A 20850-nucleotide genomic window follows, 5' to 3' on the forward strand; every position below is an offset into this window, starting at 1 on the left:
AGTTATTCTTTAATTTACAATACAAAGACTAGACTACAATGTTAAAATTATAACAATTTAAAGCAAATACCTATTACCACATTATATCACGATAAAATGATAATAGGCAACATATTTATAAATAAATAATTTTATTAACTTCAGTATCAGAGATAGCTATTAATTGCTCTTTTTATCTCCCCCATATGTTACTATCTTTATAATAATTTATACCTTGATTTTTCATTCTTTCCCCCTGTTTCTCCAATCTGCTCTTATACTGATTCCAATCTCTATTTTCTTTTTGTGTCCATCCTATCTCAGCATAACCTAGTAACCTTGGATATATCATATAATCCATAGCTTTTGTATTAGTAATTGTCTCTGTCCATAATGGTGCTTCTATACCTAAAACCAATTCCTTTGGTGCATAATCAGTAGGATCCCATTGATATGCGGTTTCTACTGGAATGTAACCTGCCCATGTTAATCCATATGGCGTACTATCATCATATTTCATATCCAAATAAGCTTTTTGTGCAATTGAAACAATCATTTTCATTTCTTTTTTCCTAGCTGCTTCATTTGAATCTTTCCAATTTTGTAATATTAAACTTGAATTTATTTCTGGAGATGTATCAATAGGATCCCAACCTATTGGAGTTTTCCCATACTTTTCAACTATTTTAGATACTCTACCTACAAAATAATCATAATCTTCTTTTTTAGTACTATTAGCCTCATCTCCACCTATATGAATATATTTTGAAGGTGATATTTCTGAAACTTCTTTAATTACATTATCTATAAATTCATATGTTTTTTCACTGTCTGTCATAAGAGAACTGAAACCCACCTCAGTTCCTGTATATAAAGGCTTCTTTTTACCATTTTTATTTAAAAATCCATAAGAAGCTAATGCAGCATTGCTATGGCCTGGCATATCAAATTCAGGAATTATTTCTACATATCTTTCTGCTGCATATTTAACTAAATCTTTAAACTCTTCTTGTTTATAATATCCACCTTTTCCTCCACCAACTTCTGTACTTCCACCGATTGTAGTTAAGTCAGGATATTTTTTTATTTCTAGACGCCATCCTTGATCATCACTAAGATGTAAATGAACTCTATTTATTTTGTATTGAGCTGCATAATCTATCTGACGTTTAACTTCATCTATAGTAAAAAAGTGCCTAGCCACATCAATCATTATTCCTCTATAATTGTATTCAGGTTTATCGTCTATTATTGAAGCTGGAACACTCCATTCTACATCAGTAGCTATAGTATTTTTTTCAATGTCTGGTGGCAATAATTGTCTTAATGTTTGAACTCCTCTTGAAATACCTTCTGCCTTATATGCTAAAATTTTAACATTTTTAGGTGTAGTTACCATTTCATAACCTTCATTACCTTGATTTTCTTCTGATCCTATAGTAGTTAAATAAATACTACCTGATTTACCTTCTTTTCCTTTAATAATATTTAATTCAAATCCAGTTGAAGCCTTTAATTTTCCTCTTATAAACTCTGCAATTTTACTAATCTCTTCTGTTTCTTCTTTAGTATTTCCTTTTACATAAATTGAAGTATCTTTTGTAAGTATAAAATTTCCGTCACCTTTTTTATAATTTAGAGGTCTTGGAATAATATCATTCTTACTATCTGCTGCTGAAAAAATCGCTTTTGATTCATTATTTCCCTTGAAAATTATTCCAATAGAAACAGTTACTAATATCAGCATTAGCATAATTATAGATATGAACGTCCAATGCTTATTAGATGTATTCTTCATTAACTCACCATCCTTAAATATTTTAAAATATATGATTTCTTTGTATATTATTATAGAAATCACTTTTAAACCTTCATTATTATTTTATAACCTAAGAGAGGCAAGTATATACTATGAAATCACTGACTTACTAATTTTTATTTCTTCCTAGTAGTATACATATAAAAAAATTAGTAACAAAACTGTCTAGTACAATATTTATACTTTATGTTTTTATTTATATAAAAGCTTATTATCTATTTAATTACCTTGCACAAAATATATTACAAATATTAACAAAAGTATCAATTTCCAATACTTTTAAGAAGTATTTTAAATTTAAATCAGTATTAAAGTTTAATTTTTTAACTTAAAAAAAGACCAGTATAATTTAGTATCCTGATCTCTTTTTATTTATAAGTTTTAATATCTTTTCTATATCTTTTTTTATATCTATTTATTATTCTTTAACCATTCAAATGCACTATGTGCATAAACAGCTGCACCTACGTGTAAACAATCTTCATTAAATATAACCTTCGGGTTATGTTGACCATACTTAAATCCTTCTTGTTCACTACCCCCTCCTAAAATAACCATAGTTCCAGGTACTTTATCTAATATTTGAGAGAAATCTTCAGAACCACCTAAATTTATATCTATTTTAGATATATTGTTGCCTAATTCTTTTTTTAAATATTCACCAAATTCCTCAGATATTTTAGGTTCACAATATAAAGCAGGTGTAGAATCAATAATCTCTAGTTTAGCTTCTGCCTTAAAAGTTTTAGCAGTAAAATCTACTACTTCATTCAATCTTTCAAGTAATTTTTTTCTATTTTTCTTTGAAAAACTTCTCATAGTACCAGTTAAAGTAGCTTCTTCTGGTATAATATTAGCACTATCTCCTGAATTAAATGTTCCAATAGTAATTACAGCCATATCATTTGGATCGCTTTCTCTACTTATTAATTCCTGTAATGCTAAATGTATATGTACACCTACATTTATAGGGTCTATTGTTTGATTTGGCATAGCCCCATGTCCACCTTGCCCTTTAATAAAAATCTTAAAAATATCTGAAGAAGCTGCACAATATCCTGTGCTATAAGCTAAATATCCTGTTGGCATAATTTTAGATAATATATGCATTCCAAATGCACTATCTACTTTAGGACTTTCTAATACTCCTGCATCTATCATTGCTTTTGCTCCTCCCAGACCTTCTTCGTCTGGTTGAAACATAAGTTTAACTGTTCCTTCTAGTTCATCTTCTTTTTCCTTTAATAACTTGGCAGCACCTAATAACATTGCTGTATGGGTGTCATGACCACAAGTATGAGCACATTGTGTCTTTGAAGAAAATTTTAATCCACTTTCTTCTTTCATTGGCAAAGCATCCATATCAGCTCTTAACAATATTACTTTTCCGTTTCTTTTTCCTCCTATTGTTGCCACTATTCCACTCTTGCATATTTCTTCTGGACTACATCCTATTTCTTTAAGTTTTTCTATTACATATTCTTTAGTTATAGGTAATTCATTTCCAAGTTCCGCATTTTCATGTAAAAACCTTCTATTTTTTATTATTTCTTCTTCAATTTCCTTTGATCTTTCAAAAAATCCACACATATTTATACACCTCTACTACTTTATTATTTAAAAATTTAATCTTATTATATGTATTTTTATAATAAACTATATTAGTTTCTAATACTTTCTATAAATAAACCTTATGATAACATTACGAAAGTATTATCATGTGATTTAAAGTTTCCACTTAACATACAATTTATCTAAATAAGCTTTATTAAAAATCTATTTATTATATACATTTAAATATATTCTATATTATTTTTTTCACACCAATCAATAGCTAATTTGTATTCAGTATTTTCTCTATAATCATACCATTCACTAAGATGTTCAATATTTTCAATATATTCTCTTAGTTTACGTAATGAATATTTTTCTTGTAATTCTTCTAATTTCTTATCTTTAAAGTTTTCATCATCTAAAGACTTACAAAAATCTATCATCATTCCATATTCATTTATCTCATCTTCATTTGGTAATTGAATATAGTCTTCAAAGTTTTCCTTTAAATCATGCAAACAGATTATTAATTCCCTTTCCCACTCCTCAAAATTTTCAAGATTGTTAATATCATCTGCTTTATAATTTGAAGTACTTTCATCTTCTAAATATATAATTACACCTGTTTTTTTATTGTAATAATGACTCAATAATTCTCCTTCAAATTCTATTGCCTCTATTACATCACTTAAATTTACTTGCATGTTTTTACCTCTTCAATTATATTTTAAGTTAATACTTTTATGTAAAGTATATTATACTCTAGCTTGATTACATAAAACATTTATTATTATAATCATTACACTTTTGTTTGTAATTCATACCATTCTTCTTATTTAAGTTAAATTATTAATATAAGAAGATCTGCATCAAATTCATTTTGATACAGACCCTAAATCAAATCTATTTAATCATATTATCCATTTCATTATTAAGAACATTGTGAATAGCTTTTGCAACACCAAAATTATCATTACTATCTGTTATGTATTTAGCTATATCCTTAACTTCTGGTATTGCATTTTTCATAGCAACACTTTCTTCAAATATTTCAAACATTGAGTAGTCATTAAAACTATCTCCAAGAATCATAACATTCTTTATGTCTATATCCATTTTTTTAGCTACTTGTTCTAAAATGATTCCTTTTTGAGCATTTAAATCAGTTATTTCTATATTGTCATCAAATGATGATGATATTGCGAGTCCTTCAAGCTTTCCAATAGTCTTTTTCATTTTATCTATTAGCTCTACATCTTTATGAAATGCTACAAATTTTCTTACTTCTATTCCATCTTTAAAAAATTTTTCTACATCTTCAATATATTTTAAACTTGTAAAAAATCCTTCTTTTTCTGCCATTTTTCTAGCTTCATCTTCTGTTAAGTTAGGATTAAAAGTCAAAGTTCTAAACACAACCTCTTGAAGTGCCTCTTCTCTTGTAGATGTAGTAAATACACCTTTATCCGTAAATATACGCGCTGGTAATTTATTTTCATCTAATATCTCTATTATTTGTTTTACATACTTTTCGTTTATATTTATTACCTTTAAAATATTACCATCTTCATCTCTATACTCTGCTCCATTAGAAAGAATACATTGACATTTTATATTATGCTTATCTAATATGCCTTTAACACTATCGTACTCTCTACCTGTAGATATTGTAAATATTATTCCAGCCTCTTCTGCTTTTCTAATTGCATCAACTGTTTCTTCATCTATATCATGGTTATTATTTAATAAAGTACCATCCATATCTGATGCTATAAGTTTTATCATTAGAATCACTCCATTCTCAATATAGTTTATTATCCTTAATATATAGTATCATGTATTCTGCATAAAATTATATAATAATTAAAATTTTTCTTACTATATTAAAATTGTCTTCTAAATTTAAGTCTATTTAAGAGTCTTCTGTATATCTGATATTATTATCTCTTCAGTTAGGTGATAACGTTCATATAGCTCTTCTAATGGTACACTGTCAGTAAATTCTTTTGAAGCACCAAAGTTTAGTACTTTCATTTCTTTATCTCCATAGAACCTTGAAATTTTTTCTCCAAATCCCCCATCAAGTATTCCATCTTCTAATGTTATTACTAGCTTATGATTATCTAATAATTCATTTAATAGATCTTTATCTATTCCACTTATGAATCTAGGATTAATTAATGTAGCATTTATTCCTGTTGATTCTTTTAATCTCTTTTGTACCTTTTCTCCAAGATCATAGAAACTTCCAAGAGCAATGATTGCTACTTCATTTCCATCTTTAACCTTCTTATAAGTGTTTAACTTATCAAAGTTAGGTTCAATTTTAACTCCGCTTGATACTACAGTCATATTTGGAACACGTATTGCTACTGGATATTTATCTTGTTCTATTCCCCATTCCATCATTGCAATATATTCTTCTTTGTTTGTTGGTGCAAGATATACTATATTAGGAATATTAGATATTAATGGTATATCAAATATTCCAAGATGTGTTACATCTCCACCACTTATGCCTCCACCATGAACCATAATAAGTGCCGAATTATTATTTATAGCAAGATCTTGAGATAATTGATCATAAGTTCTTTGGATAAATGAACTTACAAAAGATGCAACTGGCTTGCCTCCTTGTGATGCTATTCCTGATGCCAGTGCTATAGCATGTTCCTCTGCTATTCCAACATCTATAAATTGATCTTTAAATTCATGTCTAAATGAACTTAAACCTACTGAAGCTGGGGTAGCAGCTGTTATTGCTACAATACTGCTATCTTTTCTTGCTTTTTGTGATAAAATTTCTCCTGCAATATTTCCATATGTCTCACTAGCACTTTTCACTAAAGATTCTTTGGTTTTTAAGTCAAATGGCATTACCCAATGAAAAGCTTCTTTGTTTTGCATTGCATCTTCATATCCTTTTCCTTTAACTGTATGCATATGAACTACAACTGGATGATCTATATCTTTAACTTTTGAAAATGTTTCAATTAATGATTCAATATCATTTCCATCTTTAACATAATGATAATCAAATCCTAAAGATTTAAAAAAATTATTTTCTGCTTTTCCATTAGTTTTACGAAGTAAAGCTAAATTTTGATAAAGTCCACCATAATTTTCTGCTATAGACATATCATTATCATTTACAAGTATTATTATATTTTTTCCTGATGCAGATGCATTATTTAAGCCTTCATAAGCTTCTCCCCCACTTAAAGATCCATCACCTATAACAGCTATAATATTTTCCGTATTTCCCTTTACATCACGTGCTTTTGCCAATCCACACGCTAAACTAATTGAAGTTGATGTATGCCCCACTGTAAAGAAATCATATTCACTTTCATTTTGTGAAGTATATCCTGTAACACTTTTATATTCATCTGGATTTGTAAATGCATTTTTTCTTCCAGTTAAAATTTTATGTGTATATGATTGATGTGAAACATCATAAACAATCTTATCTATTGGTGAATTAAATACACAATGAAGTGCTATTGTTGCTTCAACCATACCTAAGTTTGATCCAAAGTGTCCACCAGTCTTACTTACTCTTGTTATTAAAATTTCTCTTATTTCATTAGATAATAATTTTAATTCCTCATTATTAAGTCCTTTTAAGTCTTTTGGCTCATTAATTCTATTTAAAATATTCAATGACATACTAATGCCTCCTAATTTTTTTAAGTTTTAAAGCAGTAATGCTTGCTATGTTGATTAGTATAAAACTTAGAGTTAACTCTAAGTCAATAGATAATTTCTAATAATTATTTTTTCTAACTTTTTCTTTACTTAGAGTTGACTCTAATTGGTATAATATAATATCACTTATTTTTAGGAGGTAACATAATGCCATATACTATTAAAGAAGTAGCTGAAAAATATAACTTATCAGTTCATACTCTTCGCTATTATGAAAAAGAAGGTTTACTTCCATTTATTGAACGTAATAAACAGGGTAATAGAATTTTTAGTGATAAGGACTTGGAATGGCTTAATATAATATGTTGTTTAAAAAATACTAATATGCCAATAGCTAAAATCAAAGAATACGTTGATTTATGCATAGAAGGTCCTGAAACCATTTGTAAGCGTGAAGATATACTTTTAAGACATAAAAAATATATAGAAAGTGAAATAGAAAATTTTAATTCATATCTTAGAGTTGTAGATAATAAGATAAATCATTATATTAAAGAACAAAAGTCTATAATTTGTAAGTAAAAGTATAGATTTTTTTCTAAATATAATTTAAATGTTAAAATTGAGAAAATAGTTTAATTATTAGTTTAGCTATAAAAATCCACGATAATATAATCAAAACATTACCGCGGATTTTATAGTTTATTCTAAAAAATCATCTTTATTTTTCTTTTCATAGCTGCCATACATTAACCACGCAACTACTGAGAAGATTAAGGGGCCAGCTACACTCCAAATTGTTGTTTGCATATCCCCTTCTATAGCTGGCTGTATTATACAAAATAAATTAGCGAGTCCTACTGTTAAAACAACTATACAAGTCCAAAAATTTGCAATTCCTTGAGTTTTGAACACTACGAATGGTTTATTGATTTCTGTTTTCTTCTTAAAATACGGGAATGCAAGAGCTATGAACACATATGGCAGTGTCATAGCTACGTTAGTCATGGAAACAAGTATATTGAAGAATGCAGCCATTGAGCTTCCTCCAAAAGCTACCAATCCTATCATTACACAAACTATGGTAGCTTGAATCCACATAGCATTAATAGGCAATCCGTGTTTAGTTTCTCCAATTTTTCCAGGCCATAATTTAGTAGGTGTGCCTTCAATTATCTGCTTTAATGGTGAATACATAAGTGTAAAAAATGCGCCGGATAATGCTAGAAACATTGAAAGTCCAACATATCTTGCAACCCCCTTACCTAAAACTATAGCCATGTTCTCGCTTGCTCCAAAAGCTGTACCAAGTGAATATCCCAGATTAGACATAACTATATAACTTGCATTTCCCAGATTAACTTCCTTAATCCCCATTACACTTTCCCAATTAGTAAATACACCAATGAACAGTATTCCTAATGAATATCCTACTGAGATTATAGCTGCTGAAATAAGAATTCCTTTGGGAAAAATTTTTTCTGGCTTTTCAGTTTGATCAACTAATCCACCCACAGCCTCTATTCCTCCATAAGCGAATAGAGCATATACTACAAATGCTAACGAAGCAATTATATCTCCAATATATTTAGGATTTGGCGTTTGTGTAAATGATTTAACTCCTTCAATTGGCTCAGCTAAATTTCCATGGTTCCCTAAAAATACTGCTATAGCACCAGTCCAAAGGAATATATTCAATAATAAAACTGCTGTTCCACCTAATGATGTTACTTTCTTTATCTTATCCATCCCTTTGGTTGATGTATAAGTTACTACTAGTATCCATATAATTCCTAAAACTCCCAAAACTTGTGGTCCTTGAATACCAAATAAAGCCCAGCTTTGTGTTGTATCTTTTCCGAATATAGCATTTGATACTGGAATCCACATACCAGATGCAACGTTAACCATCCAAGTTACATAAGAAAAATACCACATAAATGTTCCTATGAATGCGAATCTTGGTCCAATGGATTTCTTCATCCATGAATAGATTCCACCTTTTTCATCCTTAAAAGCAGAACCAAATTCAGCTACCATTAATGCAAACGGAACAAAAAAGGTTATTCCTGAAAAAATGTACCAAGGAATAGCTGCATAACCCATCTTGTAAAATGATCTTGGAATATTGTTAAATCCATAAACAGATGTAAAAATCATTAATATCAAAGGTACCAAGGTTAATTTTTTTGTTGATTTTACGCTTGACTTCATTTTTTTCCTCCTTATTTTAAATTTGTTAAATATTTTCTTTCATATTTTCTAAACTGTTGTTTTATTTCAATTACAACAACAATACTTTTTCCATATTACATTATTTTTATGTATCAACTCTAATAACTAAATTGCACCACATAGAATTCATATAACTAAGAAGAAAAATCTCTCAATATTATTATATAATGTAAATACATTATTTTTTATTGACTTATTTATAATTTTACGCCATAATTATGTATGAATTAAAAAGTAAATAACTTAGATAGAGGCGCGAAATTTAATAGTAGTATTATGGAGGTAAGCTCAATGAAGTAATACGAAAGGAACTTTCGCCGAAGTAAATAGTTGATTGCTTTCATGCTATTTACTGGTCTTATGTAAAATATATATAAGACTGTCACAAATTATTTTGTGGAGAGCTATTTTCAATGGAAATTTACGATATTGTAATATTTATTTAAATATACAACTTTCGTATTTATGTCATGAGTATATGCTCATGGCATTTTTTATTGTTTAAAGCACATAAAAAAATCGCCAAGGCCACTGTGGAAACGTCGATTTTTTAGCCATGCACCCTTTCCAAACGCAGTGCAGGAATAATGGTGCGGCATTGGTCTATTATTTTTTCATGTGCCTAAATCTTTATATTATCTTAGTTACTTACTTATGGAAATTTAAACCATAAGGAGGATAAAAAAATGAGTGAAGAAAAAAATGAATTAAAAAGAAGTTTAAAAGCAAGACACTTAAACATGATAGCAATAGGTGGTTCTATTGGTACTGGTATATTTCTTGCAATGGGTGATACCTTACATGTAGCTGGACCCGGCGGTGCATTGGTAGCTTATGGATTAGTTGGCATCATGGTATACTTTTTAATAACTAGCTTGGGAGAAATGGCAACTTATATGCCAATTGCTGGCTCTTTTAGTTCCTATGCTAATAAATTTATTGATCCAGCACTTGGATTTGCCCTTGGATGGAACTATTGGTACAACTGGGCTATAACAATAGCAGCAGAAATGGTTGCCGGTTCTTTAATTATGAAGTATTGGTTTCCAAATGTAAATGCATTATTCTGGAGTATATTATTTTTAACAATAATAGTAGGTTTAAACATTTTATCATCAAAAGCATATGGTGAATCAGAATTTTGGTTTGCTGGAGTTAAAGTAGTTACAGTTCTTATATTTTTAGTAATAGGTGTTTTAATGATTTTAGGTATAATGGGTGGAAATGAAATAGGATTTCATAACTATACTATAGCTGATGGTCCATTTCATGGAGGTATTAAGTCTATATTTTCTATATTCTTAATTGCAGGTTTTTCTTTTCAAGGAACTGAACTTATAGGAGTTGCTGCTGGTGAAAGTGAAAATCCTGAAAAAACTATACCCAAAGCTATACATTCAATATTTTGGAGAATATTAATATTTTACTTAGGAACAATAATTGTCTTAGGTGCTATAATACCATTTACTAGTGCAGGACTTGATACAAGTCCCTTTACAATGGTATTTGAAAGAGCTGGTATAGCAGGAGCAGCTTCCTTAATGAATGCAGTTATATTAACTTCTGTATTATCTGCTGGTAACTCTGGCATGTATGCATCAAGTAGAATGCTTTTTTCCATGGCTAAAGAGGGTATGGCCCCTAAAATATTTGCTAAAACCAATAAAAAAGGAGTACCTGTAAATGCTGTACTTTTAACTACATTAATTGCTTCAGCTTGTTTTTTAACTGGTATATTTGCTGAAAGTACCGTTTATGTTTGGCTTGTTGCTGCATCTGGTCTTGCTGGATTTATAGCTTGGGTAGGTATAGCCATATGTCACTATAGATTTAGAAAAGCATTTATTCACCAAGGTAAGGATTTAAAAAGTTTAAAATACAAAGCTATATTATATCCATTTGGACCTATATTAGCTTTAATAATGTGTACAATCATAATGTTGGGACAAGGCTACTCATGTATAAAACCCGATGGAATTGATTGGCAAGGTTTAATTGCATCTTATATAGGAATTCCCCTATTTCTTGCATTGTATATAGGTTATAAAATTAAACATAAAACTAAAGTTATTTCTTTAGATGATGTTAATTTAAATTTCTCTGAAAATAATAATGATTTAGAGGAAGTTAAATTCAAAACATCAGAATCAGTATAATTGACATAATAAAATTTAAATGTAAAAACCCACGGCTAAGTTTAATGAACTGCACCCTTTATAAAAACAGTTTTATTATTTTAACTGTCTACTATAAAGGAAGCATATCATAATTAATCGTGGGTTTCTTGTTTGATGCCATCATGACCTTTAAAATCCATCACCAAATAAATCAATTGTATCTAATTCTATAAAATATCTGTTGAACTTTAATGAGTATGCACTCCTGTAAATCCATCTTCATGTATATGATCTATTCCAAGTCCTTTAATATGTTCATGTGTGTGCATAAATGATACTTGTAATTTTTTATTTACAGGGTTAACTCCCACATATGCGTTTACACCAAACACGTCTTTTAACATTTCAGAATTTATCACTTCTTCTACTGTTCCAAAATTCTTTATCCTTCCATCTTTCATTACAATTAAATAATCACAATACATAGATGCTAGATTCATATCATGTATAGCTGCTAACGTAGTTATATTAAGACTTTTAACTAAGTCCATAATTTGTATCTGATATCCTATATCTAAATGATTTGTTGGTTCATCTAATATTAAAAATTTAGTATTTTGAACTAAAGCCCTTGCTATTAATGTTCTTTGTTTCTCTCCACCTGATAAATGAGAAAAACTCCTCTTACTATAGCTTTCTAAGCCTACCTTTTTTAGCATTTCTCGAACCATCTGTAAATCATCTTTAGAGTAATCTTCAAAAACAGATTTATATGGATATCTTCCCATCTTTACTATTTGCTCAACAGTAAAATCAAAGTGAGTATTACTTTCTTGAGCTAAAACTGCAATTTCTTTTGCACAATCTTTATGTTTCATCTTATCTAATTCTTTATTATCTAATAATACACTTCCACTTGATGGTTTATAGAGTCTGTATATATTTTTAAGTACTGTAGATTTTCCTGAACCATTAGGACCTATAATTCCTACAAATGAACCTTTTTTAATCTCAAAAGATATGTCTTTTAATATTTCTTTTTTCTCTATATTAAACCTTAAATTTCTAACCTGTACTTTAAACATTACTCTTTTCCTCCAAACGAATAGTTTTTCTTAGAAATTAAGTATAAGAAAAATGGACCTCCAACTAATGAAGTTATTATTCCTATAGGTATTTCTATTGGTGGGAAAAGCCCTCTAGCTATAATATCTACTGTTATTAAAAATATAGCACCTATTAATGATGAAAGTATTATAAGTTTTTTATGATCACTTCCTACTATAGTTCTACATATATGCGGCACTACAAGTCCTATAAATCCTATTGCTCCAGTTATAGAAACTAATGATGATGTAAGCAGTGTCGCTAATATTAAAATTATAGATTTTATAAGCTTTATATTTATTCCAAGTATTATTGCACTGTCATCACCAAGAAGTAATATATCTAGTGATTTAGATATCATTAACGCTATTATCATAACTACAACTAAAATAATAAATGGGAATAATAACACATCCCACTTCGCTCCCCCTAAGCTACCAACAGTCCAAAATAAAGCACTCTTTGCTTGATTTGAATTTTCTGCTGAATATATAATTAAGTTAGTAAGTGCCGAGAAAATTGTTGATATTGCCATCCCTGATAATACTAATCTTGTTGTAGATGTTGCTTTTCCCATTTGAGTGCCTATAGCAAAAACTAACATTCCTGATATAAGAGAACCTAAAAAGGCTCCTGCTCTAATACTATTTATTCCAAGTAATGACATACCACCTAAAACTATAACAAAAACAGCACCACAAGATGCCCCTGATGATATACCCAATATATATGGTTCAGCTATTGGATTTTTAGTGACACATTGCATAAGAACTCCACAAATTGCAAGTCCTGCTCCACATATAGCTCCAAGTAATACTCTAGGGAATCTTATTTCCCATATTATATTTTGTGTCATTATAGTTCCAATATCACTATAAACTATACCATTTGTTAATTTACTAAGCAGTACTTTATATACTTCTCCAGGTTCTATATATGTACTACCTATTGCTATTGCTCCAACTGCTGCACCTGCTAATATTGCAGTTAAAGCTATAACCCAAAATAAAAAACCTTTCTTTTTAGAAAGGCTTTTTTTATCTTCTAAAGCTACCTGCATTACTTATTTTGTCCAAAAAAATATCTGTACATTTGCTCGATAAGCTTCGGATTTCTAATACCTGGAGATAAATCAGCTAATCCTACAACATATATTTTATTATTTTTTATAGCAGGTACATCTTTAAGCGCAGGATGAGCTTTCAAGAAATCTATTTTCTCTTGTACTGGGTTTCCTGCCATGAAATCAGTTACTAATATAACTTCTGGATTCTCTGCAACTATGCTTTCCCACGAAACATTTATATAAGGCTTAGTCGCATTTTTAGAAAATACATTATTTCCACCTGCAAGTTCTATTAAGTTGTTAGCAAGACCTGATCCAACTACCATTGCATCATTTTCGCCAGAATCATATACCATCATTTTTACTCTATCTTCTTGTTTTATATCTCCTACTTTATCAGTTACAGCTTTTATATCACTTTTCATTTTAGCTATTACTTCTTTAGCTTTGTCTTGTACTCCAAATATTTTCCCCAATAGCTCAAAATCTTCATAAACAGTTTCTACTGTAGAATCTGCTCTATAAGACTTAGCCATAAATGGAGTTATATCTTTTGATATAAGTTCATCTGGTGATCCTGTAGTTTGTTCACTTATAGATGAATCCCATCCACTTACAAAGTCTGCACCTGTAGCCATAAATCCTTCTTTAGATACAGAATGACCTTCTCCAATTTTAAGTACTGGTATTTTATTATAGGCTTCTTCAAATTCAGGTAATATAGGATTATCTAAAAGTGCTGTCCCTATCATTTTATTCTCTAAACCTAATACTAATAACATTTCTGTCATAAATTGAGATAATGTAACTGCCTTTTGTCTTGGTGATTTTACTGTTACATCATAATCCTTAGCACCATCTGAATATACAAATTTTACTGCTTCAAAATCACTTGTATGAGCTTCAGTATTTGATTTTTCCACTTTATCTATTTGATTACTAGAGCACCCTATTCCACCTACTGCTAATGCAGATATAGTTAATGCAGCTATAATTCTTTTTAACTTCTTGTTCATTCCTATTTTCTCCATTTCTTTGTTTTATAAATAATTCCATAAATGTTAAGATGGTAAAGCAGTTTTAACAAGCGATGATTTCCTTAATCATAAACTCTTTTCCGCATAATAATTCCCAGTGTTTATCTCCACAGTTTGAGCATTCACCGTTATTTTGAATAATATTAAAAACTGTATTACACTTTTTACACATACCATTACCTGGTAATATCTCAATTCTTAATTTTGTATTTTGTAATAAGGTACCATCAACTGCTGCTGGATAACAAGCTTCAATATATTTTGGAATCATAGATGAAAGTTCACCAATTTGAAGCACTACTGTTTCTATTTTGGTCAATCTATTTTTTTCTGCGAAATTTTTAACAGTCTTAACAACTTCAAACACCACTCCTAATTCATGCAACTAAAACCACCTCTACTTCCCTATATTAAAAATCTAAATGGAATTTTGTGTTCCCCACTGTATTTTTTTGTACAATGTTTTGCTATTCCACCTTACTTTTTTCTAATTAAGAATTTCTTTTGAGACTCTTTTTAATTCTTCTAGCTTTAATTACTAATTTACGCTTAATTACATTTTTAATAACTTTAGGTTTAAGCTCTTTAAGTGTTACGCTTTGTGCATCATATTTTCTGTAAAGTGTAATAGCATCAAATTTACATCTAGTTGTACATGCACCACAACCTATACATTGATATTCATCTACAGTTGTAGCTCCACAACCAAGACAACGTTCTGTTTCCTTCTTCACTTGCTCTTCTGTAAATGTAGGACGTAAATCTCTAAATGTTTCTTTTGATTTAGCTCCTTCTATATGATCTATTTTTTGTCTCTTAATATGATCATAACCTTCTAAAGTTAAGTTTTCTTTATCCAATGCATGATACACTCTTCTATCACGTCCATAAACTAAGCTTTGTCCAGGATGAACATAACGGTGAATTGATATTGCACCTTCTTTACCTAAAGCAATAGCATCTATAGCAAATTTAGGGCCAGTCAAAGCATCTCCACCTGCAAATACATCTGGTTCTTTTGTTTGTAAAGTAAATGAATCTGCTTTAATTGTCCTGTTTGGATTTAATTCTACTTTACTATTTTCTAGCAAATTGCCCCAATCTATTCCTTGACCTACTGAAATCAGAACATGATTTGTGTTAACAATCTTTGTTTCATTTTCATCAAATACAGGACTAAATTTTCCACTCTTATCGAAAACTGAAAGACATTTTTTGAATTCTATTCCTATAACTTTTCCATTTTCTTTAATAATTCTTTTTGGACCCCAAGAATTGTTAACCTCGATATCTTCTTCCATTGCTTCTTCAATTTCTTCATCAAGTGCCGGCATTTCTTTTCTACTTTCTAGACAGAACATATTAACTTTTGAAGCACCAACTCTTGTAGCTGTCCTTGCAACGTCAATTGCAACATTTCCACCACCAATTACAACTACATTTCCTTCAAGTTTTACTTCATTGCCTAGATTTACATTACGTAAAAAATCAACACCTGTAATAACACCTTCTGAATCTTCGCCCTCAACACCAAGTTTTCTACCTGTCTGAGCACCGATTGCAAGATAGAATGCCTCGTATCCTTGGTCTCTTAAATATTTAAGACTTACATCTTTACCAACTTCAACACCAACTTTAAATTCCACTCCCAATTCTCTCAAAATTTCAATTTCTGCATTTATAACATCTTTTTCTAATCTATAAGATGGAATTCCAAGTGTCAACATACCACCAAGCGCTTTTTGCTTTTCAAATACAGTTACCTTGTAACCATCAAGTGCTAAGTAAAAAGCACAAGATAGACCCGACGGACCAGCGCCAACAATAGCAATTTTATTACCATATTCATGTCTTAATTTTGGCACATAACGATTTTCCATATTTAAATCTTGTTCAGCAATAAATTTCTTAATTTCATCAATAGCAACTGGCTCATCAATATCTCCTCTAGTACAATCAGATTCACATTTTCTTGGGCAAATACGTCCACATACTGCTGGAAATGGATTTTCATGTTTTATAAGTTCAAGTGCTTCTTTATATCTACCTTGAGACGCTAACTTAATATAACCTTGAACAGAAATATGAGCTGGACAATTTGTTTTACATGGACTTGTACCAGTCTCAACAACATTTTCTCTATTGATACGATAATCAACATTCCATTTGTCATCACCCCACTCTGTATTGTGAGCAAAATCTTCTCTCTTCTTCTCAACAATCGGTGTTTTAGTACATAATTTTTGACCCAATTTCAATGCATTAACTGGGCAAACTTGAACGCATTCTCCACAAGCAACACATTTATCTTTATCTATTCTCGAAACATAATTTGAACGCACCATATCATTATTTTGGAACATTCCAGCAATTCTTGTAGCGTAACATGAACATCCACAACAGTTACATATAGCATGAGTATGCCCTGGGCCATCTGCATTTGGTATTTGATGCATTAAACCGTTTTCTTCAGCTCTTTTAATAATCTCAAAAGCTTCTTCACGAGTAATTTTTCTACCTCTTCCTGTGCGTATATAATATTCCGCAGCATGTCCAAGTTGAATACACATATCTTCCTTTAAATGACCGCATCCTTCTCCCATAGCTTCTCTTGATGTACGACAAGAACAATCTGAAACAGAGAAAACAGTGTTTTCATTAAGATATTTAGAAATTTCTTCATATGATGCTCTTCTAGTCTCACCTTGAATAGCTGTTTCTATAGGAATAACACGCATAGGACCTGTTCCTACTGAAAAAACACCTGCTGTTATATAAGCTTTTTTTCTTCCATACCCTTCAAAAGCCTCTGCAATTTGCTTATAATTTTCAATACTTTCCCTACTAGGGTGGTTAACTATCATTTCCATTTGCCCTGGAACCCAAAGATCAAACCAAAATTTATCAACCCCATCTATTTCATTTACAAAGCAAGCACCTGCAAAAGCTAAATCTAATAATAGCTTTGCTGTTTCTTCTACAGATTTACCACACAAAGCAGCCACTTCTTCAGCACTCTTCTTTTTACGTAATTCAAGACAAAGTCCTACTTCTGCCATTTCATCCGTAACAACTGGTTCTAAAATTTTATATTCTGGGTCTTCTGGTGTAATTGCAGCTTTTGAACCTCTTTTTTTCATACTTATATGATTAGCAAAATCCAATACTTTTTGTTTTACCATATCTATTCCCCCATTTAAAATTTGCTATGCTTTAAGCGCCTGTTGATATTTTAGTATTCTTAAAGTAAATTCCTCTGTCCATGAGCTTTATACTACAATATCAACATGGTTTTAAAATATAGCTTAAAATTTATATCACATTATTTTTCGTTCCAAGTCTTAACTCCAGTACGTATCCATTCAGTCCATGTATCAATTCCTTCTCCAGTTTTAGCAGAAATAGGAATTATCTTAATATTTGGGTTCAATCTTGTAGCATACTCTTTAACTGCTTCTAAATTAAAATCAAAATAATCTATTGCATCTATCTTATTTATTAATAAAACATCAACAATAGAAAACATTAAAGGATATTTTAGAGGCTTATCATCCCCCTCTGGTACACTTAAAATCATTGCATTTTTTGATGCACCAGTATCAAATTCTGCTGGGCATACCAAATTTCCTACATTTTCTAATATTGCAAAATCAATTTCTTCTGTTCCTAGTCCATATAGACCTTGTTTTGTCATATCTGCATCCAAATGGCACATACCACCTGTATGCAATTGTATTACTTTAGTACCAGTTTTAGACACAGTACTTGCATCTACATCTGAATCAATATCTGCTTCTAAAATTCCTATTCTCATTTCATCTTTCAAAGCTTCAATAGTTCTTAAAACAGTTGTTGTTTTGCCAGAACCTGGTGAGGACATTAAATTTAATAAAAAAGTTTTACTTTTTTTTAATTCTTCTCTAAGCAAATCTGCTTGTCTATCATTATCTTCAAAAACACTTTTCTTAATATCAATGACTTTATACTTATCCATATAATTCTCGACCCCCATTTTTGTTAAATTCCATCCTTTTATTTTTTTATATTTGGCTATGTTTTAGCAAAGTGGGCTGAGTAAAATGCCACTTTACCTATTACATATATCAACACGCATTTAAAACAGAGCCTTACATTTAAATAATAAAAAGCATTACCTTTAGGAAAATTATATCATATAATCCATAATAAGGATTGATATTTTTCACATAATTTTCTTATTCTTATAACTGTATTCATAAATTGCTTTGATTTTTTCATACTATACTTGAACAAAATATAAAATCACTGTGTTTTTATATTAAATATAATATGAAACTATTAATATATGTTATGATATAATTTTTGACTTAAACTTAATACTTGCTAATTACAAAGATTAATACAAAAATCCACAATACTAATTTATTGTGGATTTTATGGTAGAGACGAGATATCTATATGCTCCATTAGCTCTTTCTCGCTATCGTTATAATTTTTTATTTATATTCTATTATTTATTAATGCTTATTACGTCTGTCTCATCTTTTGGTAAAATTAAATTTAAGGCTATAGCTACTAATGTAGTTACAACTATTGAAGATTTCCCAAAAATTGATATAAACCAAGCTGGGAATAAAGCTAATGCATCTGGAACTTGAACTATTCCTACACCTAAAGCAATTGATAAGCCTACAATAGCAGTATTTCTAGCTGTAAGTTTAATTGATGAAATCATCTTAATTCCAGTCATTGTAATAGTTGCAAATACTGATAGTGTAGCTCCTCCAAGTACACACTGTGGAATACTTGTTAATATTGATGCAAATTTAGGTACTATTCCTGATATTATAATAACTATTGAAGCAAATACAAATACGCTTCTATTTATAACTTTGTTCATGGTTACTATGCCAACATTTTGACTAAATGTTGCAGTAGGCATACCGCCAAAAAATGCACCAACAATGCTACTAATACCATTACCAATTATTCCACCTGAAAGCTCTTTGTCTGTAGGAACTCTATTCATTCCTCCCCCAGTAGTAGCTGAAAAATCACCTATTGCTTGAACAGAATTTACAATATGCATTATAACCATAGATATAATTGCTGTAGCATTAAAGCTCATTCCAAAATGCATAAATTTAGGTATTTGCATCCACCCTGCTGTTTGAACATCTGTAAAAGAAACCATTCCAAAACATAAAGCAACAATATAACCTACAATAATTCCTACTAATATAGATGCAAGCTTTAATGATCCTTTAGTAAAATAATTTAAAAATATTACTACACATAAAGTTATAAGTGCAATCCCCCAGTTTTTAGGTGAACCAAAAGTTGAACTTCCAGATCCACCAGCTATATATCTAATAGCAACTGAATATAATGATAAACCTATTGAGAATATAACAGTTCCTGTTACTATTAATGGAAATAATTTAATTAACTTTTTAACAAATATTCCAAAAATAACAGCTACTATTCCTCCAATTACTTGTGCTCCCAAAATTGTTGCAATATTAAATTCATCAGCTATGGCTATTAATGTTGGTACATAAGCAAAACTTGTTCCTACAATTATAGGCAATTTAGAACCAATTACTCTAAATATAGGGAAAAGTTGAATTAAAGTTGCTATCCCTGCAAAAAATAATGATGATTGAACAAGTAGAATTTTATCTTCTGGGCTTAATCCACATACACCTGCTACTATTATAGCTGGAGTAACGCACCCAATAATCATAGCTACAACATGTTGTAATCCTAACGGAACTATTTCTTTTAAATTTGGTCTACCTTCAAATTGAAAAAGTAAAGACTTCTCATTTAATCCCATAAAAAAACTCCCCCTTGTACTAAAGCCTTGTTATACGTTTACAATGATTTTTATAAATATTATTACGCAATACTTATGCCAATTAAATTTACTATTTTTACCCATTACTTAAGCTTATAATAATTAAATTCATTTTATATACAAAAAAAAATTAAATAATTATCACTTTGATAACTTTTTTCTCATTTTGATAACTTTTTTCTTTCTTAGTCCCCTGATTTCCACTTATTATACGTTATTTAATTTATCATTTTAATAAATTAAATTGGAAAGTGCTAATATTTGTTAAAAACTCAATACATAATTTATTATAAATTGACAACAAATATAAAATCATTAAAGATTGTTTTTAGACATTATCAACTTATGCTATATTATTTTTTCTAATCCTCACTAAGATCTCTCCGAAATCACAAATATAACTATTGGCATTCTAAATACAATAATAGGTAGATTTATGTAAAATAAAT

At 29.8% G+C, this 20850-nt stretch carries 15 protein-coding genes and 1 riboswitch; of the genes, 2 read left to right on the forward strand and 13 right to left on the reverse strand.

The annotated features are described in order from the left end of the window. Window positions 1–172: 172 nt before the first annotated feature. The 5 genes from RGC78_RS06540 to RGC78_RS06560 form a co-directional block, all read right to left on the reverse strand. Window positions 173–1777, reverse strand: a complete 1605-nt coding sequence (locus RGC78_RS06540; RefSeq protein ID WP_252226455.1) for a beta-N-acetylhexosaminidase — start codon at window positions 1775–1777, stop codon at window positions 173–175. Between the two features lie 432 nt (window positions 1778–2209). Next, window positions 2210–3388: a M20 metallopeptidase family protein gene (locus RGC78_RS06545; protein ID WP_252214296.1), complete on the reverse strand. Its 1179-nt coding sequence runs from the start codon at window positions 3386–3388 to the stop codon at window positions 2210–2212. 203 nt (window positions 3389–3591) lie between these two features. Further along, window positions 3592–4056: a UPF0158 family protein gene (locus RGC78_RS06550; RefSeq protein ID WP_252214298.1), complete on the reverse strand. Its 465-nt coding sequence runs from the start codon at window positions 4054–4056 to the stop codon at window positions 3592–3594. Between the two features lie 199 nt (window positions 4057–4255). After that, window positions 4256–5137: a Cof-type HAD-IIB family hydrolase gene (locus tag RGC78_RS06555; RefSeq protein ID WP_252214300.1), complete on the reverse strand. Its 882-nt coding sequence runs from the start codon at window positions 5135–5137 to the stop codon at window positions 4256–4258. A 123-nt stretch (window positions 5138–5260) separates the two neighbouring features. Next, on the reverse strand, window positions 5261–7021 hold the full coding sequence (locus RGC78_RS06560) for a 1-deoxy-D-xylulose-5-phosphate synthase (RefSeq protein WP_252214302.1): 1761 nt from the start codon (window positions 7019–7021) through the stop codon (window positions 5261–5263). Window positions 7022–7207: 186 nt separating this feature from the next. Between RGC78_RS06560 and RGC78_RS06565 the strand changes: the two genes are divergently transcribed. After that, the gene (locus tag RGC78_RS06565) at window positions 7208–7582 is read left to right on the forward strand and encodes a MerR family transcriptional regulator (protein ID WP_252214304.1); all 375 of its coding nucleotides are present in this window, start codon (window positions 7208–7210) and stop codon (window positions 7580–7582) included. 120 nt (window positions 7583–7702) lie between these two features. Here RGC78_RS06565 and yjeM read toward each other — a convergent pair whose 3' ends face one another. Then, window positions 7703–9214 (reverse strand): glutamate/gamma-aminobutyrate family transporter YjeM, encoded by a 1512-nt coding sequence (gene yjeM, locus RGC78_RS06570; protein ID WP_252214306.1) that lies wholly within the window; start codon window positions 9212–9214, stop codon window positions 7703–7705. A gap of 261 nt (window positions 9215–9475) precedes the next feature. Further along, window positions 9476–9650: riboswitch (Lysine riboswitch) on the forward strand. 271 nt (window positions 9651–9921) lie between these two features. On the opposite strand from yjeM, the gene RGC78_RS06575 reads away from it, so the two are divergent. After that, on the forward strand, window positions 9922–11391 hold the full coding sequence (locus RGC78_RS06575) for an amino acid permease (RefSeq protein ID WP_252214308.1): 1470 nt from the start codon (window positions 9922–9924) through the stop codon (window positions 11389–11391). A gap of 209 nt (window positions 11392–11600) precedes the next feature. Here RGC78_RS06575 and RGC78_RS06580 read toward each other — a convergent pair whose 3' ends face one another. The 7 genes from RGC78_RS06580 to RGC78_RS06610 all read right to left on the reverse strand — a co-directional run bounded on the left by RGC78_RS06580 (window position 11601) and on the right by RGC78_RS06610 (window position 20380). Then, window positions 11601–12437, reverse strand: coding sequence for an ABC transporter ATP-binding protein (locus RGC78_RS06580; protein ID WP_252214310.1), 837 nt, complete (start codon window positions 12435–12437; stop codon window positions 11601–11603). Further along, on the reverse strand, window positions 12437–13519 hold the full coding sequence (locus RGC78_RS06585) for a FecCD family ABC transporter permease (RefSeq protein WP_252214312.1): 1083 nt from the start codon (window positions 13517–13519) through the stop codon (window positions 12437–12439). The genes RGC78_RS06580 and RGC78_RS06585 overlap by 1 nt, the downstream gene beginning before the upstream one ends. Beyond that, on the reverse strand, window positions 13519–14541 hold the full coding sequence (locus RGC78_RS06590) for an ABC transporter substrate-binding protein (RefSeq protein ID WP_309556281.1): 1023 nt from the start codon (window positions 14539–14541) through the stop codon (window positions 13519–13521). Before RGC78_RS06590 ends, RGC78_RS06585 begins: the two co-directional genes overlap by 1 nt. Before the next feature lie 64 nt (window positions 14542–14605). Continuing rightward, entirely contained in the window at window positions 14606–14947 is a 342-nt protein-coding gene (locus tag RGC78_RS06595) for a hydrogenase maturation nickel metallochaperone HypA (protein WP_252214316.1), read from the reverse strand. A 106-nt stretch (window positions 14948–15053) separates the two neighbouring features. Further along, window positions 15054–17744, reverse strand: a complete 2691-nt coding sequence (locus RGC78_RS06600; protein WP_252214318.1) for an FAD-dependent oxidoreductase — start codon at window positions 17742–17744, stop codon at window positions 15054–15056. 140 nt (window positions 17745–17884) lie between these two features. Beyond that, a complete protein-coding gene (gene hypB, locus RGC78_RS06605; RefSeq protein ID WP_252226450.1) occupies window positions 17885–18556 on the reverse strand; it encodes a hydrogenase nickel incorporation protein HypB in 672 nt (223 codons plus the stop codon). Window positions 18557–19051: 495 nt separating this feature from the next. After that, window positions 19052–20380: a uracil-xanthine permease family protein gene (locus RGC78_RS06610; protein WP_252214322.1), complete on the reverse strand. Its 1329-nt coding sequence runs from the start codon at window positions 20378–20380 to the stop codon at window positions 19052–19054. Between the last annotated feature and the right edge of the window lie 470 nt (window positions 20381–20850).

The organism is Clostridium aquiflavi, from assembly GCF_031344075.1.
In the GTDB taxonomy this organism is placed as follows: domain Bacteria; phylum Bacillota; class Clostridia; order Clostridiales; family Clostridiaceae; genus Clostridium; species Clostridium aquiflavi.

What these genes read in the sequence shown, in the direction of transcription:
- RGC78_RS06545 (WP_252214296.1), bottom strand. Translation starts at nt 3,388, where the DNA reads ATGTGTGGATTTTTTGAAAGATCAAAGGAAATTGAAGAAGAAATAATA.
- RGC78_RS06565 (WP_252214304.1), top strand. Translation starts at nt 7,208, where the DNA reads ATGCCATATACTATTAAAGAAGTAGCTGAAAAATATAACTTATCAGTT.
- yjeM (WP_252214306.1), bottom strand. Translation starts at nt 9,214, where the DNA reads ATGAAGTCAAGCGTAAAATCAACAAAAAAATTAACCTTGGTACCTTTG.
- RGC78_RS06590 (WP_309556281.1), bottom strand. Translation starts at nt 14,541, where the DNA reads ATGAACAAGAAGTTAAAAAGAATTATAGCTGCATTAACTATATCTGCA.
- hypB (WP_252226450.1), bottom strand. Translation starts at nt 18,556, where the DNA reads ATGGATAAGTATAAAGTCATTGATATTAAGAAAAGTGTTTTTGAAGAT.
- RGC78_RS06585 (WP_252214312.1), bottom strand. Translation starts at nt 13,519, where the DNA reads ATGCAGGTAGCTTTAGAAGATAAAAAAAGCCTTTCTAAAAAGAAAGGT.
- RGC78_RS06555 (WP_252214300.1), bottom strand. Translation starts at nt 5,137, where the DNA reads ATGATAAAACTTATAGCATCAGATATGGATGGTACTTTATTAAATAAT.
- RGC78_RS06610 (WP_252214322.1), bottom strand. Translation starts at nt 20,380, where the DNA reads ATGGGATTAAATGAGAAGTCTTTACTTTTTCAATTTGAAGGTAGACCA.
- RGC78_RS06560 (WP_252214302.1), bottom strand. Translation starts at nt 7,021, where the DNA reads ATGTCATTGAATATTTTAAATAGAATTAATGAGCCAAAAGACTTAAAA.
- RGC78_RS06540 (WP_252226455.1), bottom strand. Translation starts at nt 1,777, where the DNA reads ATGAAGAATACATCTAATAAGCATTGGACGTTCATATCTATAATTATG.
- RGC78_RS06600 (WP_252214318.1), bottom strand. Translation starts at nt 17,744, where the DNA reads ATGGTAAAACAAAAAGTATTGGATTTTGCTAATCATATAAGTATGAAA.
- RGC78_RS06550 (WP_252214298.1), bottom strand. Translation starts at nt 4,056, where the DNA reads ATGCAAGTAAATTTAAGTGATGTAATAGAGGCAATAGAATTTGAAGGA.
- RGC78_RS06580 (WP_252214310.1), bottom strand. Translation starts at nt 12,437, where the DNA reads ATGTTTAAAGTACAGGTTAGAAATTTAAGGTTTAATATAGAGAAAAAA.
- RGC78_RS06575 (WP_252214308.1), top strand. Translation starts at nt 9,922, where the DNA reads ATGAGTGAAGAAAAAAATGAATTAAAAAGAAGTTTAAAAGCAAGACAC.